The organism is Xanthomonas sp. SHU 308 (genome assembly GCF_000364645.1).
In the GTDB taxonomy this organism is placed as follows: domain Bacteria; phylum Pseudomonadota; class Gammaproteobacteria; order Xanthomonadales; family Xanthomonadaceae; genus Xanthomonas_A; species Xanthomonas_A sontii.
Genome location: NZ_AQOK01000037.1, coordinates 1 through 16,346, shown reverse-complemented (window position 1 = coordinate 16,346; position 16,346 = coordinate 1). Strand labels below are relative to the sequence as shown.

Sequence of the window (16,346 nt, the reverse complement as noted above, 5' to 3'; positions counted from 1 at the left end):
CGGCGCCGGCGTGGTGGCCAAGATCATCAAGTAATGCCCTCCGGCGGCGCAGGCCGCCGGGCTCGACGGCAGGATGGCGGTCTCGGCCGCCGGAATCCGACGAGGTGCAGGCGGCTACGGCCGTCGGGTTCAGCGAAGGGCGGGCCGGAACCTTCGGTCCGCCTTCGCCGTCTCAGGGAAGTGCAGTCGTTCTTACTACACGCCAGTAGCTCAATTGGCAGAGCAGCGGTCTCCAAAACCGCAGGTTGGGGGTTCGAGTCCCTCCTGGCGTGCCAATCTGCCGCTCCCTATCCAGTGACCTCGGTCGCATAGCAGCAAGAGTCGGATGAACAGCAAGATCGAGCATTCCAAAGGCCCCGCCGCCTCTGTCGGTGGCGATATCGTCAAGTACGTCATCGCTGCGTTGCTGGTGGTCGCCGGCCTGTTTGTCTGGTTCTGGTTCGGCGATGCGAGCCGTGCTGCACAGCTGGGGAGTTGGTCCGGTCCGCTGCGCGGACTGGCGGTGGTGGCCGGTCTGGTCGCCGGTGCCGCGGTGTTCCTGCTGACCGCCAAGGGTCGCGAAGGCCGCGAGTTCCTGTCCGAATCCCGTTTCGAACTGCGCAAGGTGGTGTGGCCGACCCGCCAGGAAGCCATCCGCACCACCTGGGTGGTGATCGTGGTGGTGATCATTCTGAGTCTGTTGCTGGGCGGGTTCGATTTCCTGATCCAGAAGCTGATGCAGTGGTTCGTGAGCCGTTGAGGAGAGTGCAGCAGTGAAGCGTTGGTATGTCGTTCACGCCTATTCAGGCTTCGAGAAGTCCGTGGCCCAAGCGCTGCGCGACCGTATTGCGCGTGACGAGATGCAGGAGCGCTTCGGTGACGTGCTGGTGCCCACCGAGGAAGTGATCGAGATGCGCTCCGGCCAGAAGCGCCGTTCCGAGCGCAAGTTCTTCCCGGGTTACGTCCTGGTCCAGATCGAAACCCACGACGAAGGCGGCATTCCGCGCATCGACAACGAAAGCTGGCACCTGGTCAAGGAAACGCCGAAGGTGATGGGCTTCATCGGCGGTACCGCCGATCGTCCGCTGCCGATCCGTGACGAAGAGGCTGATGCGATCCTGCAGCGTGTTCAGGATGGCGTGGAGAAGCCGCGTCCGAAGGTGCTGTTCGAGCCGGGCCAGATGGTTCGTGTCACCGATGGTCCGTTCAACGACTTCAATGGCGTGGTCGAGGAAGTCAACTACGAGAAGAGCCGCCTGCGCGTGGCGGTGCTGATCTTCGGCCGTTCCACCCCGGTGGAGCTGGAATTCGGCCAGGTCGAGAAGGCCTGAGCCCGCCCCGGCGCGGCTGCGCCGGGCGCCAACATCTCTGCTATACTGCGCGGCTCCCTGTCCAGGCAAGCCGCCGGGCAGAACGGAAGCCGCCGCGAGGCGGCTTTCTGCGCACTTCAAAAACGTGATGGCGGGACACGTGATTTTCCCGTCGCGATGGGGAGCCTGCGGTTTAGGCGCTAGCACCCGGAGACACTAAAATGGCAAAGAAAGTCGTCGGTTACATCAAGCTGCAGGTGAAGGCCGGTCAGGCCAACCCCTCGCCGCCGGTCGGTCCTGCGCTGGGTCAGCGTGGCCTGAACATCATGGAATTCTGCAAGGCGTTCAATGCCGCCACGCAGAAGCTGGAGCCGGGCCTGCCGACTCCGGTCATCATCACGGCCTATTCGGACCGTACCTTCACCTTCGTCACCAAGAGCACCCCGGCCAGCGTGCTGCTGAAGAAGGCCGCGGGCGTCAGCTCCGGCTCCAAGCGCCCGAACACCGAGAAGGTGGGCAAGGTGACCCGCAAGCAGCTCGAAGAGATCGCCAAGGCGAAGGAAGCCGACCTGACGGCGGCGGAGCTGGAAGCGGCGGTACGCACGATTGCGGGTTCCGCCCGCAGCATGGGCCTGACGGTGGAGGGTTAAGCAATGGCACAGACCAAGCGACAGAAAGCGATCCGTGCTGCCGTGCAGCCGGGCAAGGCGTATTCGATCGACGAAGCGTTGAAGATCGTCAAGACCACCAGCAAGGCCAAGTTCGTCGAAGCCGTCGACGTGGCCGTGCGCCTGGGCGTGGACGCGAAGAAGTCCGACCAGCAGGTGCGCGGTTCCACCGTGCTGCCGGCCGGTACCGGCAAGAGCGTGCGCGTGGCCGTGTTCGCCCCCGCCGGCGCCAAGGCCGATGAGGCGCTGGCCGCCGGTGCCGACGCCGTCGGCATGGACGACCTGGCCGAGAAGATGCAGGGCGGCGACCTGAACTACGACGTGGTCATCGCCACCCCGGACGCGATGCGCGTCGTCGGCAAGCTGGGCACCCTGCTGGGCCCGCGCGGCCTGATGCCGAACCCCAAGGTCGGCACCGTGTCCGCCAACCCGGCCGAAGCGGTCAAGAACGCCAAGTCGGGCCAGGTGCGCTACCGCACCGACAAGGCCGGCATCATCCACTGCACCATCGGCAAGGCCAGCTTCGAAGACGACGCGCTGAAGAGCAACCTGCAGGCGTTGCTGCTGGACCTGGTCAAGGCCAAGCCGGCGACCTCGAAGGGCACCTACCTGCAGAAGATCTCGGTGAGCTCGACCATGGGTCCGGGCGTCACCATCGATCAGGCGTCGCTGTCCCTGAAGTAATCGCAACACGGCGCCGCCCGTCAGGTGCGGCGCCGGTGTCACCCTTTTGAAGGCGTCGCCCGGGGCAACCCGACGCGAAGCCGTCAAAGACCGCAGGCGCGGTCTGCGCACACCGACGACGGGCACGGAAGCTCGACACGGCAAGGAGTCGCCGTCGGTACAGCGGGATCGCTTAATCAGCCCCTCGGGGCCAGCCGGCGTAGATGGTGCCGCCTTTCTGGAGTTTTTCTGGTGCAGGCCAGCCCGGTGTTCCGGGCGCGCTCACTCCAGGTCTGGAACGGCCACCAACTGGGATGCCATGCGGCATCCCCGGCATCCAGGATGGAGGCCGCCCAGGACCGCAAGCGGCAGGAGCCGCGAGCGGAGTAAGTTTGAAGCAGGGATTCGGGATTCGGGATTGGGGATCGGCAAGAGCGGTGGTATCGCTCCTGACGCATCCCAGGTCGCGCATTTCAACTCCCGGCTTTAACGGAGGAGTGCAATGGCTCTCAATCTGTCCCAGAAGCAAGAAGTCGTCGCCGAACTGGCCGACGTCGCCGCGAAGGCCCACTCCTTGGTTGCTGCCGAGTACGCCGGCATCACGGTCTCGCAAATGACCGCGATGCGCAAGAAGGCGCGCGAAACCGGTGTGTACTTGCGTGTTGTCAAGAACACCCTGGCCGCGCGTGCCGTTGCCGGTACCGAATACGAGTGCGTCCAGGACGCGCTGGTCGGTCCGCTGCTGTATGCGTTCTCGACGGAAGAACCCGGCGCTGCCGGTCGTCTGATCAAGGAATTCGCCAAGGGTAACGACAAGCTGCAGGCCAAGGTCGTGTCGCTGGGTGGTCAGCTGTATCCGGCCGCTCATCTCGAGGTGTTGGCGTCGCTGCCGACCCGCGAGCAGGCGCTGGCCATGCTGGCACGCGTCCTGGCCGAGCCGGCGAGCATGTTCGCCCGTGCGGTCAAGGCCGTGGGCGACAAGCAGGGTGGCGGCGACGCCGCGCCCGCCGACGCCGAAGCGGAAGCCCCGGCCGAAACGGCTTAAGTTCGCGACACCTGAAACGGTTCACTAGAAGCTCATCCAGAAAAAATTCTAAAGGTAATCACAATGTCCCTGTCTAACGAGCAGATCGTCGACGCAATCGCCGAAAAGACCCTCATGGAAGTGATGGAGCTGGTCAAGGCCATCGAAGACAAGTTCGGCGTCTCCGCCGCCGCCCCGGTCGCCGCTGCCGGTCCGGCCGTGGCCGCCGCCCCGGTCGAAGAGCAGACCGAGTTCAACGTCATCCTGATCGACGCCGGCGCCAAGAAGGTCGACGTCATCAAGGCCGTCCGCGCCATCACCGGCCTGGGCCTGAAGGAAGCCAAGGACCTCACCGAGGCCGGCGGCGTCCTGAAGGAAGCCGTGTCGAAGGAAGACGCCGACAAGTTCAAGAAGGACCTGGAAGCCGCTGGCGCGAAGGTCGAAGTCAAGTAAGCAGTCCCTTGCATCGCCAGCCGTTCAAGGCGATGCACTGAAGGCTGGGGGCGAAAGCCCCCGGCCTTTGGCCGTTTCAGGCGGAAACCGGGAATCGGGAATGGAGAATCGGAACAGCCACGCTACGTGCGCTCCACGATTCCCCTTTCTCCATTCCCCAGTCCCCGCTTCACCACCGAGTTGGTAGTTGGAAGTAGCGGGAGAAGGCGTGCTGGTGCCGGCAATACCAGCGACTTCCAACTGACAATTTATGTTCACTCAGGGCCGCGGACGCGTGGCCCGCATCAGCCAAGGTGATACCTCATGACGTCTTATTCGTTCACCGAAAAGAAGCGTATCCGCAAGGACTTCGGCAAGCAGCGCTCGATTCTCGAAGTGCCGTTCCTGCTCGCCATCCAGGTGGATTCCTACCGCGAATTCCTGCAGGAGAACACCGACCCGAACAAGCGTTCGGACCACGGCCTGCACGCGGCCCTGAAATCGGTGTTCCCGATCTCCAGCTACAGCGGCAACGCGGCGCTGGAGTACGTCGGCTACAAGCTCGGCGAACCGGTGTTCGACGAGCGTGAATGCCGCCAGCGCGGCATGAGCTACGGCGCGCCGCTGCGCGTGACCGTGCGCCTGGTGATCTACGATCGCGAGTCCTCGACCAAGGCGATCAAGTACGTCAAGGAGCAGGAGGTCTACCTCGGCGAAATCCCGCTGATGACCGACAATGGCACCTTCATCGTCAACGGCACCGAGCGCGTCATCGTCTCGCAGCTGCACCGCTCGCCGGGCGTGTTCTTCGACCACGACCGCGGCAAGACCCACAGCTCGGGCAAGCTGCTGTACAGCGCCCGCATCATCCCGTACCGCGGCTCCTGGCTGGACTTCGAGTTCGACCCGAAGGACGCGCTGTTCACCCGTATCGACCGCCGCCGCAAGCTGCCGGTGTCGATCCTGCTGCGCGCGCTCGGCTACTCGAACGAGGAGATGCTGTCCGAGTTCTTCGAGATCAACACCTTCCACATCGACCCGAAGGAAGGCGTGCAGCTGGAGCTGGTGCCCGAGCGCCTGCGCGGCGAGACCCTGAACTTCGACCTGGCCGACGGCGACAAGGTCATCGTCGAAGCCGGCAAGCGCATCACCGCGCGCCACGTCAAGCAACTCGAGGCCTCCGGCATCGCCGCGTTGGCCGTGCCCGACGAGTACCTGGTCGGCCGCATCCTGTCGCACGACGTGGTCGATGCCTCGACCGGCGAACTGCTGGCCAGCGCCAACGACGAAATCAGCGAAGATCAGCTGACCGCGTTCCGCAAGGCCGGCGTCGATGCCGTGGGCACGCTCTGGGTCAACGACCTGGATCGCGGCCCGTACCTGTCCAACACCCTGCGCATCGATCCGACCAAGACCCAGCTCGAGGCGCTGGTCGAGATCTACCGCATGATGCGTCCGGGCGAGCCGCCGACCAAGGACGCCGCGCAGAACCTGTTCCACAACCTGTTCTTCACCTTCGAGCGCTACGACCTGTCGACGGTCGGCCGCATGAAGTTCAACCGCCGTGTCGGCCGCAAGGAAGTCACCGGCGAGTCGGTGCTGTACGACAAGAAGTACTTCGGCGAGCGCAACGACGAGGAGTCCAAGCGCCTGGTCGCCGAGCACGCCGACAGCTCCGACATCCTGGACGTGATCAAGGTCCTGACCGAGATCCGCAACGGCCGCGGCGTGGTCGACGACATCGACCACCTGGGCAACCGTCGCGTGCGTTCGGTCGGCGAAATGGCCGAGAACGTGTTCCGCGTGGGCCTGGTCCGCGTCGAGCGCGCGGTCAAGGAGCGTCTGTCGATGGCCGAGTCCGAAGGCCTGACCCCGCAGGAACTGATCAACGCCAAGCCGGTGGCCGCCGCGATCAAGGAGTTCTTCGGCTCCTCGCAGCTGTCGCAGTTCATGGACCAGAACAACCCGCTGTCGGAAGTGACGCACAAGCGTCGCGTCTCCGCGCTGGGTCCGGGCGGTCTGACCCGCGAGCGCGCCGGCTTCGAAGTGCGCGACGTGCATCCGACCCACTACGGCCGCGTCTGCACCATCGAAACGCCGGAAGGCCCGAACATCGGCCTGATCAACTCGCTGGCGGTGTACGCCCGCACCAACCAGTACGGCTTCCTCGAGACGCCCTACCGTAAGGTCGTGGACGGCCAGATCACCGACGAAGTCGAGTACCTGTCGGCGATCGAAGAGAACGAATACGTCATCGCCCAGGCCAACGCGCTGCACGATGCCAAGAGCCGCCTGACCGAGCAGTTCGTGCCGTGCCGCTACCAGGGCGAGTCGCTGCTGAAGCCGCCGGCGGAAGTGCACTTCATGGACGTGTCGCCGATGCAGACCGTGTCGATCGCGGCCGCGCTGGTGCCGTTCCTGGAGCACGACGACGCCAACCGCGCACTGATGGGCGCGAACATGCAGCGCCAGGCCGTGCCGACGCTGCGTGCGCAGAAGCCGCTGGTCGGTACCGGCATCGAGCGCGCCGTGGCGCGCGACTCGGGCGTGACCGTGAACGCCCGCCGTGGCGGCGTGATCGAGCAGATCGACGCCGGCCGCATCGTGGTCAAGGTCAACGAGGCCGAGATCGGCGGCGGCACCGACGCCGGCGTCGACATCTACAACCTGATCAAGTACACCCGCTCCAACCAGAACACCTGCATCAACCAGCGTCCGCTGGTGAACGTGGGCGACGTGATCGCGCGCGGCGACGTGCTGGCCGACGGCCCCTCGACCGACATCGGCGAGCTGGCCCTGGGCCAGAACATGCTGATCGCGTTCATGCCGTGGAACGGCTACAACTTCGAAGACTCCATCCTGCTCTCCGAGCGCGTGGTGGAAGAGGATCGCTACACCACGATCCACATCGAAGAGCTGACCTGCGTGGCGCGCGACACCAAGCTGGGACCGGAGGAAATCTCCGCCGACATCCCCAACGTGTCCGAGCAGGCGCTGAACCGTCTGGACGAGAGCGGCGTGGTGTACATCGGTGCGGAAGTGCGCGCCGGCGACATCATGGTCGGCAAGGTCACGCCGAAAGGCGAGAGCCAGCTGACCCCGGAAGAGAAGCTGCTGCGCGCGATCTTCGGCGAGAAGGCCTCGGACGTGAAGGACAGCTCGCTGCGCGTGCCGCCGGGCATGGACGGCACCGTCATCGACGTGCAGGTGTTCACCCGCGACGGCATCGAGAAGGACAAGCGTGCCCGCCAGATCGAGGAAAACGAGATCAAGCGGGTCAAGAAGGACTTCGACGACCAGTTCCGCATCCTGGAAAGCGCGATCTATGCGCGTCTGCGTGGCCAGCTGATCGGCAAGGTCGCCAACGGCGGTCCGAACCTGAAGAAGGGCGACACCATCAGCGACGCCTACCTGGACGGCCTGAAGAAGTCCGACTGGTTCGCGCTGCGCATGAAGGACGAGGACGCCTCCGAGGCGATCGAGCGCGCGCAGAAGCAGATCCAGGCGCACGAGAAGGAGTTCGAGCGTCGCTTCGCCGACAAGCGCGGCAAGATCACCGCCGGCGACGACCTCGCCCCGGGCGTGCTGAAGATGGTCAAGGTGTTCCTGGCGGTGAAGCGCCGCATCCAGCCCGGCGACAAGATGGCCGGTCGCCACGGCAACAAGGGTGTCGTGTCGATGATCCAGCCGATCGAGGACATGCCGTACATGGCCAACGGCGAGACCGTGGACATCGTGCTGAACCCGCTGGGCGTGCCGTCGCGTATGAACATCGGCCAGGTGCTGGAAGTGCACCTGGGCTGGGCCGCCAAGGGCCTGGGTCGCAAGATCCAGAACATGCTCGAGGCCCAGGCCAAGGTCGCCGACCTGCGCAAGTTCCTGGCGCAGATCTACAACCACGACCAGAAGCTGGGCGAGGACCGCGTGGATCTGGATCAGTTCAGCGACGCGGAGCTGCTGGCGTTGTCGAAGAACCTGACCGACGGCGTGCCGATGGCCACCCCGGTGTTCGACGGCGCCACCGAGGCCGAGATCAAGCACATGCTCGAACTCGCCGACTTGCCGATCAGTGGCCAGACCCAGCTGTACGACGGCCGCACCGGCGAGGCGTTCGATCGCCACACCACGGTGGGCTACATGCACATGCTGAAGCTGAACCACCTGGTCGACGACAAGATGCACGCGCGCTCCACCGGCCCGTACTCGCTGGTCACCCAGCAGCCGCTGGGCGGCAAGGCGCAGTTCGGCGGCCAGCGCTTCGGCGAAATGGAAGTCTGGGCGCTGGAAGCCTACGGCGCGGCCTACACCCTGCAGGAAATGCTGACGGTGAAGTCCGACGACGTGCAGGGCCGCAACCAGATGTACAAGAACATCGTCGACGGCGAGCACGAGATGGTCGCCGGCATGCCGGAGTCCTTCAACGTGCTGGTGAAGGAAATCCGCTCGCTGGCGATCAACATGGAACTGGAAGACTGAGGGCAGGGAATGAGGAGTCGGGACTAGGAAACCGCCCGGGCGTTTGCCCACAGGCCGCCGGCGTTTCCTGTCCCGCCTCTCCGCTTCCAACGATTCCCTATTCGCTATTCCCGATTCCCGGAGAAATCAAATGAAAGACCTGCTCAACCTCTTCAACCAGCAGCGCCAGACGCTGGACTTCGACGCGATCAAGATCGCGCTGGCCTCGCCGGACCTGATCCGTTCGTGGTCCTTCGGCGAAGTGAAGAAGCCGGAAACCATCAACTACCGGACCTTCAAGCCCGAGCGCGACGGCCTGTTCTGCGCCGCCATCTTCGGCCCGATCAAGGACTACGAGTGCCTGTGCGGCAAGTACAAGCGCATGAAGCACCGCGGCGTGGTCTGCGAGAAGTGCGGCACCGAAGTGACCCTGGCCAAGGTGCGCCGCGAGCGCATGGGCCACATCGACCTGGCCTCGCCGGTCGCGCACATCTGGTTCCTGAAGTCGCTGCCGTCGCGCATCGGCCTGATGCTGGACATGACCCTGCGCGACATCGAGCGCGTGCTGTACTTCGAAGCCTACGTGGTGACCGAGCCGGGCCTGACCGCCCTGGAGCGCCGCCAGCTGCTGACCGAAGAGCAGTACCTGACCGCGCGCCAGGAGCACGGCGACGACTTCGACGCCGCCATGGGCGCCGAGGCCGTGTACGAACTGCTGCGCACCATCGACCTGCAGTCGGAGATGACCCGCCTGCGCGAAGAGATCGCCAGCACCGGTTCGGAAACCAAGCTCAAGCGTCTGACCAAGCGCATCAAGCTGATCGAGGCCTTCATCGAGTCCGGCAACCGCCCGGAGTGGATGGTGATGACCGTGCTGCCGGTGCTGCCGCCGGATCTGCGTCCGCTGGTGCCGCTGGACGGCGGCCGCTTCGCGACCTCCGATCTGAACGATCTGTACCGCCGCGTCATCAACCGCAACAACCGCCTGCGCCGCCTGCTTGAGCTGAACGCGCCGGACATCATCGTGCGCAACGAAAAGCGCATGCTGCAGGAATCGGTCGATGCGCTGCTGGACAACGGCCGTCGCGGCCGTGCCATCACCGGCACCAACAAGCGCCCGCTGAAGTCGCTGGCCGACATGATCAAGGGCAAGCAGGGCCGGTTCCGCCAGAACCTGCTCGGCAAGCGCGTGGACTACTCCGGCCGTTCGGTGATCGTGGTCGGCCCGACCCTGCGTCTGCACGAGTGCGGCCTGCCGAAGAAGATGGCGCTGGAGCTGTTCAAGCCGTTCGTGTTCGCCAAGCTGCAGCGTCGAGGCCTGGCCACCACCATCAAGGCCGCCAAGAAGCTGGTCGAGCGCGAAGAAGCCGAAGTCTGGGACATCCTGGAAGAGGTGATCCGCGAGCACCCGGTGCTGCTGAACCGTGCGCCGACCCTGCACCGTCTGGGCATCCAGGCGTTCGAGCCGGTGCTGATCGAAGGCAAGGCGATCCAGCTGCACCCGCTGGTCTGCACCGCGTTCAACGCCGACTTCGACGGTGACCAGATGGCCGTGCACGTGCCGCTGTCGCTGGAAGCGCAGCTGGAAGCGCGCGCGCTGATGATGTCCACCAACAACATCCTGTCGCCGGCCAACGGCGAGCCGATCATCGTGCCGTCGCAGGACGTGGTGCTGGGTCTGTACTACATGACCCGCGCGCTGGAGAACAAGAAGGGCGAGGGCATGGTCTTCGCCAACATCGCCGAAGTGAAGCGCGCCTACGACAACCGTGCGGTCGAACTGCACGCCAAGGTCAAGGTCCGCATCACCGAGACGGTGATCGACGAGGACGGCAACCGCACCAAGAAGGCCTCGATCGTGGACACCACGATCGGGCGTGCGCTGCTGGCCGAGATCCTGCCGGAAGGCCTGCCGTTCGCGCTGGCCAACACCGAGCTGACCAAGAAGAACATCAGCCGCCTGATCAACTCCAGCTACCGCCAGCTGGGTCTGAAGGACAGTGTCGTGTTCGCCGACAAGCTGATGTACACCGGCTTCGCCTACGCGACCCGTGCCGGCGTGTCGATCGGCATCGACGACATGCTGATCCCGTCGGAGAAGAAGGGCATCCTCGGCGAAGCCGAGCAGGAAGTGCTGGAAATCCAGGAGCAGTACCAGTCCGGTCTGGTCACCGCCGGCGAGCGCTACAACAAGGTCGTGGACATCTGGTCGCGCACCAACGAGCGTATCGCCAAGGCGATGATGGACACCATCGGCACCGAGAAGGTGGTCAACGCCAAGGGCGAGACCATCGACCAGAAGTCGATGAACTCGCTGTACATCATGGCCGACTCCGGCGCGCGTGGTTCGCAGGCGCAGATCCGTCAGCTGGCCGGCATGCGCGGCCTGATGGCCCGCCCGGACGGCTCGATCATCGAGACGCCGATCAAGGCGAACTTCCGCGAAGGCCTGAACGTGCAGGAGTACTTCAACTCCACCCACGGTGCCCGTAAGGGTCTGGCCGATACCGCGCTGAAGACCGCCAACTCCGGTTACCTGACCCGCCGCCTGGTCGACGTGGCGCAGGACGTGGTGATCACTGAGCCGGATTGCGGCACCACCGACGGCCTGACCATGACCCCGATCGTGGAAGGCGGCGACGTGGTCGAACCCTTGCGCGACCGCGTGCTCGGCCGCGTGGTGGCCGAGGACGTGTTCCTGCCGGGCAACGACGAGGATCCGATCGTCACCCGCAACACCCTGCTCGACGAGCAGTGGGTGGCCAAGCTGGAAGAGGCCGGCGTGCAGTCGGTCAAGGTCCGCTCGACCATCACCTGCGAATCGGCGTTCGGCGTGTGCGCGCGCTGCTACGGCCGCGACCTGGCCCGTGGCCACCTGGTCAACATCGGCGAAGCGGTCGGCGTCATCGCCGCGCAGTCGATCGGCGAGCCGGGTACCCAGCTGACCATGCGTACCTTCCACATCGGCGGCGCGGCCTCGCGTGCGGCAGCGGTGGACAACATCACGGTCAAGACCACCGGTTCGATCAAGTTCAACAACCTCAAGTCGGTCGAGCACGCCAACGGTTCGCTGGTGGCGGTGTCGCGTTCGGGCGAACTGTCGGTGCTCGACGGCCACGGCCGCGAGCGCGAGCGCTACAAGCTGCCGTACGGCGCCACCATCACCGCCAAGGACGGCGACGCCGTCAAGGCCGGCCAGTCGGTGGCGAACTGGGATCCGCATAACCACCCGATCGTGTCGGAAGTGGCCGGTTTCATCCGCTTCATCGACTTCATCGACGGCGTCACCGTCATCGAGAAGACCGACGAACTGACCGGCCTGGCGTCGCGCGAGATCACCGATCCGAAGCGTCGCGGCACCCAGGCCAAGGACCTGCGCCCGATCGTGCGCATCGTCGACGCCAAGGGCAACGACCTGACCATCCCGGGCACCGATCTGCCGGCGCAGTACCTGCTGCCGCCGCGCTCGATCGTCAACCTGCAGGACGGCGCGCCGGTCGGCGTGGGCGACGTGGTCGCCAAGATCCCGCAGGAAGCGTCCAAGACCCGCGACATCACCGGTGGTCTGCCGCGCGTGGCCGACCTGTTCGAAGCGCGCAAGCCGAAGGATCCGGCGATCCTGGCCGAGCGTTCGGGCATCATCAGCTTCGGCAAGGACACCAAGGGCAAGCAGCGCCTGATCATCAAGGACACCGACGGGTCGGAGCACGAAGAGCTGATCCCGAAGTACCGCCAGATCATCGTGTTCGAAGGCGAGCACGTGGCCAAGGGCGAAACCGTGGTGGACGGCGAGCCGAGCCCGCAGGACATCCTGCGTCTGCTGGGCGTCGAGCCGCTGGCCGCGTACCTGGTCAAGGAAATCCAGGACGTGTACCGCCTGCAGGGCGTGAAGATCAACGACAAGCACATCGAGGTCATCACCCGGCAGATGCTGCGCAAGGTCGAGATCACCGACCAGGGCAACAGCAAGTTCCTCAACGGCGAGCAGGCCGAGCGCCAGCGCGTCATCGAGGAGAACGCCCGCCTGGTGACCCGCAACGAGCTGCCGGCCAAGTACGAGCCGGTGCTGCTGGGCATCACCAAGGCGTCGCTGGCGACCGAGTCGTTCATCTCGGCCGCGTCGTTCCAGGAGACCACCCGCGTCCTCACCGAGGCGGCGGTCCGCGGCACCAGCGACACGCTGCGCGGCCTGAAGGAAAACGTGATCGTGGGTCGCCTGATCCCGGCCGGTACCGGCCTGGCTTACCACAACACGCGCCGCCGCAACGCCAGCGGCCTGACCGAGTCGGAGATGCAGACCCTGTCCGGCGGCAGCGCCGAGCCGGCGGTCGAGACCTCCGCCCCGGCGGCTGCCGGCAGCGAAGAGTAAGCGGCACGCCGGACCGGTCCCGCCCGCGGGGCCGGTCTACCACGCGAAAGGGGGCGCAGCGGAAGCGCCCCGTATTCCGGCCCTGGACGGGCCAGCAAGTAAAAATTCCGTTGTGTTGACGGCGCTTTGACTTGCCCGCTATACTTTCCTGTCTCGGCAGGCCGTCCTTCGGCCTGCCTTCGTTTTCACGCATCCAGGCCCGACGGCCTCAATCAGAAGAATCCACTGATGGCGACGATCAACCAGCTGGTCCGCAAGCCGCGGCAGGCGACCACCTACAAGAGCGCCTCTCCGGCGCTGGACAAGTGCCCGCAGCGCCGTGGCGTCTGCACGCGCGTGTACACCACCACCCCGAAGAAGCCGAACTCGGCCCTGCGCAAGGTCGCCAAGGTGCGCCTGACCAACCAGGAAGAGGTCATCAGCTACATCGGCGGCGAAGGCCACAACCTGCAGGAGCACTCCGTGGTCCTGATCCGCGGCGGTCGCGTCAAGGATCTGCCGGGCGTGCGCTACCACACCGTGCGCGGTTCGCTCGACGCCGCCGGCGTCGCCAAGCGTCGCCAGGGTCGTTCCAAGTACGGCGCCAAGCGCCCGAAGAGCTAAGGGAAAGTACACATGTCTCGTAAAGGTAATACGCCGCAGCGCGCCGTTCTCCCGGACCCCAAGCACGGGAGCGAAACCATCGCCCGCTTCATCAACATGGTGATGCTGAGCGGCAAGAAGTCGGTCGCCGAAAAGATCGTGTACGGCGCGATGGACGTGATCGGCGAGAAGAACCCCAACGCCATTGAGCTGGTGCAGAAGGCGCTGGACAACGTCGCTCCGGCGGTCGAAGTCAAGTCCCGCCGCGTCGGCGGCGCCACCTACCAGGTGCCGGTCGAGGTGCGTTCCTCCCGTCGCATGGCGCTGGCGATGCGCTGGCTGATCGACTCGGCGCGCAAGCGCGGCGAGAACTCGATGCCGCGCAAGCTCGCGGCCGAGCTGGTCGATGCTTCGGAAAACCGTGGCGGCGCCATCAAGAAGCGCGAAGAGACTCACCGCATGGCGGAAGCGAACAAGGCGTTCGCGCACTACCGCTGGTGACCTTCCGGGCCTTGGAAACGGGGCCCGCTGGCACCATCTGAGTGCCGCTAGCTGCGCCGTTGCGCGTGGCACAAATCCGAAGGCCGCCGCAAGGCGGCGTTCGGCCATCCGAAATCCAAGAAATTTGAGAGGCTCCCTGTGGCCCGTACCACTCCCATCGAGCGTTACCGCAACTTCGGCATCATGGCTCACATCGATGCCGGCAAGACCACCACCTCCGAACGCATCCTGTTCTACACCGGCGTCAGCCACAAGATCGGCGAGGTGCATGACGGTGCCGCGACGATGGACTGGATGGAGCAGGAGCAGGAGCGTGGCATCACGATCACCTCCGCGGCCACCACCGCGTTCTGGACCGGCATGGACAAGTCCATGCCGCAGCACCGTTTCAACATCATCGACACCCCCGGGCACGTGGACTTCACCATCGAAGTCGAGCGCTCGCTGCGCGTGCTCGACGGCGCGGTGTTCGTGCTGTGCGCGGTCGGCGGCGTGCAGCCGCAGTCCGAGACCGTGTGGCGTCAGGCCAACAAGTACGCGGTGCCGCGTCTGGCGTTCGTCAACAAGATGGACCGCACCGGCGCCAACTTCGACAAGGTCGTCGAGCAGCTGAAGGCCCGCCTGGGCGCCTACCCGGTGCCGATGCAGGTGCCGATCGGCGCCGAAGACGGCTTCGAGGGCGTGGTCGACCTGGTCAAGATGAAGGCGATCCACTGGGATACCGCCTCGCAGGGCACCGTGTTCGAATACCGCGACATCCCCGCGCACCTGGTCGACAAGGCCACCGAAGCGCGCGCGTTCATGGTCGAGGCCGCGGCCGAAGCCAACGAAGACCTGATGGACAAGTACCTCAACGAGGGCGACCTGTCCGAGGCCGAGATCCTGGGCGGTCTGCGCGAGCGCACCCTGAAGGTGGAAGTGGTGCCGGTGTACTGCGGTACCGCGTTCAAGAACAAGGGCGTGCAGGCCATGCTCGACGGCGTGATCCAGCTGCTGCCGTCGCCCAGCGACCGTCCGCCGGTCAAGGGCATCGACGAGGACGAGAAGGAAGACAGCCGTCCGGCGACCGACACCGCGCCGTTCTCGGCGCTGGCGTTCAAGATCATGACCGACCCGTTCGTCGGCTCGCTGACCTTCTTCCGCGTCTACTCGGGCACGCTGAACTCCGGCGACCAGGTGTACAACCCGGTCAAGTCGAAGAAGGAGCGCGTGGGTCGCATCCTGCAGATGCACTCCAACAACCGCGAAGAGATCAAGGAAGTGCGCGCGGGCGACATCGCCGCGGCGGTGGGTCTGAAGGACGTCACCACCGGCGACACGCTGTGCGCGCAGGACCACATCATCACCCTGGAGCGCATGGTGTTCCCGGAGCCGGTGATCTCGATGGCGGTCGAGCCGAAGACCAAGTCGGACCAGGAAAAGATGGGCATCGCGCTGAGCCGTCTGGCGCAGGAAGATCCCTCGTTCCGCGTCAACACCGACGAAGAGTCCGGCCAGACCATCATCCGCGGCATGGGCGAGCTGCACCTGGAAATCATCGTCGACCGCATGAAGCGCGAGTTCAACGTCGAAGCCAACGTCGGCAAGCCGCAGGTGGCCTACCGCGAGACCATCCGCAAGGCGGTCAAGCAGGAAGGCAAGTTCGTGCGTCAGTCCGGCGGTAAGGGCCAGTACGGTCACGTCGTGCTCGAGATCGAGCCGCAGGAACGCGGCCAGGGCTACACCTTCGAGAACGCGATCGTCGGCGGCGTGGTCCCGAAGGAATACATCCCGGCGGTGGACAAGGGCATCCAGGAAGCGGTGGCCAACGGCGTGATGGCCGGCTACCCGATCGTGGACGTCAAGGTGCGCCTGATCGACGGTTCGTACCATGACGTCGACTCGTCGGAAATGGCGTTCAAGATCGCCGGCTCGATGGGCTTCAAGGAAGGCTTCAACAAGGCCAACCCGGTGCTGCTGGAGCCGATCATGAAGGTCGAGATCGTCACCCCGGAGGATTACCTGGGCGACGTGATGGGCGACGTGAGCCGTCGTCGCGGCATCCTGCAGGGTCAGGACGACAGCCCGTCGGGCAAGGTGATCAACGCGATGGTGCCGCTGGGCGAAATGTTCGGCTACGCCACCACGCTGCGCTCGATGTCGCAGGGTCGCGCCACCTTCTCGATGGAGTTCGACCACTACGCCGAAGCGCCGGCCAATATCGCCGACTCGGTCATCAAGAAGAACTGAGATTAGAGCGACGGGATGCGTGCCGCGGACTCGATCCGCGCCGCATCCCGCTCGCTCGTCCCCCAATACGAATCACGAGGTAGAGAAGACATGGCAAAGGGTAAGTTCGAGCGCACCAAGCCGCACGTCAACGT

Annotated in this window: 11 protein-coding genes and 1 tRNA gene; all 12 read left to right on the top strand. The window is 65.2% G+C overall.

The genetic code is table 11. From position 1 onward, the window contains the following. Positions 1–199: 199 nt before the first annotated feature. The 12 genes from D588_RS0101965 to fusA all read left to right on the top strand — a co-directional run bounded on the left by D588_RS0101965 (position 200) and on the right by fusA (position 16,212). Positions 200–275 (top strand) — tRNA-Trp (locus D588_RS0101965). 50 nt (positions 276–325) lie between these two features. Beyond that, positions 326–739 carry a preprotein translocase subunit SecE gene (secE, locus tag D588_RS0101960; protein ID WP_017908390.1) on the top strand — a complete coding sequence of 138 codons (414 nt, stop codon included), beginning with the start codon at positions 326–328 and terminating at the stop codon, positions 737–739. 13 nt (positions 740–752) lie between these two features. Then, positions 753–1,310 carry a transcription termination/antitermination protein NusG gene (gene nusG, locus D588_RS0101955; RefSeq protein WP_010341344.1) on the top strand — a complete coding sequence of 186 codons (558 nt, stop codon included), beginning with the start codon at positions 753–755 and terminating at the stop codon, positions 1,308–1,310. A 200-nt stretch (positions 1,311–1,510) separates the two neighbouring features. Next, a complete protein-coding gene (gene rplK / locus D588_RS0101950; protein ID WP_010341342.1) occupies positions 1,511–1,939 on the top strand; it encodes a 50S ribosomal protein L11 in 429 nt (142 codons plus the stop codon). Positions 1,940–1,942: 3 nt separating this feature from the next. After that, complete coding sequence (gene rplA, locus D588_RS0101945; RefSeq protein WP_017908392.1) at positions 1,943–2,641, top strand: 50S ribosomal protein L1; 699 nt, start codon at positions 1,943–1,945, stop codon at positions 2,639–2,641. 481 nt (positions 2,642–3,122) lie between these two features. Further along, the gene (rplJ, locus tag D588_RS0101940; RefSeq protein WP_010341340.1) at positions 3,123–3,665 is read left to right on the top strand and encodes a 50S ribosomal protein L10; all 543 of its coding nucleotides are present in this window, start codon (positions 3,123–3,125) and stop codon (positions 3,663–3,665) included. 63 nt (positions 3,666–3,728) lie between these two features. Then, a complete protein-coding gene (gene rplL / locus D588_RS0101935; protein ID WP_010341338.1) occupies positions 3,729–4,097 on the top strand; it encodes a 50S ribosomal protein L7/L12 in 369 nt (122 codons plus the stop codon). A 303-nt stretch (positions 4,098–4,400) separates the two neighbouring features. Beyond that, a complete protein-coding gene (gene rpoB, locus D588_RS0101930; protein WP_017908393.1) occupies positions 4,401–8,552 on the top strand; it encodes a DNA-directed RNA polymerase subunit beta in 4,152 nt (1,383 codons plus the stop codon). Between the two features lie 130 nt (positions 8,553–8,682). Then, on the top strand, positions 8,683–12,900 hold the full coding sequence (gene rpoC / locus D588_RS0101925) for a DNA-directed RNA polymerase subunit beta' (RefSeq protein WP_017908394.1): 4,218 nt from the start codon (positions 8,683–8,685) through the stop codon (positions 12,898–12,900). A 228-nt stretch (positions 12,901–13,128) separates the two neighbouring features. Beyond that, positions 13,129–13,503 carry a 30S ribosomal protein S12 gene (gene rpsL, locus D588_RS0101920; RefSeq protein ID WP_003469157.1) on the top strand — a complete coding sequence of 125 codons (375 nt, stop codon included), beginning with the start codon at positions 13,129–13,131 and terminating at the stop codon, positions 13,501–13,503. Positions 13,504–13,515: 12 nt separating this feature from the next. Beyond that, on the top strand, positions 13,516–13,983 hold the full coding sequence (gene rpsG / locus D588_RS0101915) for a 30S ribosomal protein S7 (protein ID WP_010341334.1): 468 nt from the start codon (positions 13,516–13,518) through the stop codon (positions 13,981–13,983). Positions 13,984–14,121: 138 nt separating this feature from the next. Beyond that, positions 14,122–16,212: an elongation factor G gene (gene fusA / locus D588_RS0101910; RefSeq protein WP_017914774.1), complete on the top strand. Its 2,091-nt coding sequence runs from the start codon at positions 14,122–14,124 to the stop codon at positions 16,210–16,212. Positions 16,213–16,346: the final 134 nt, after the last annotated feature.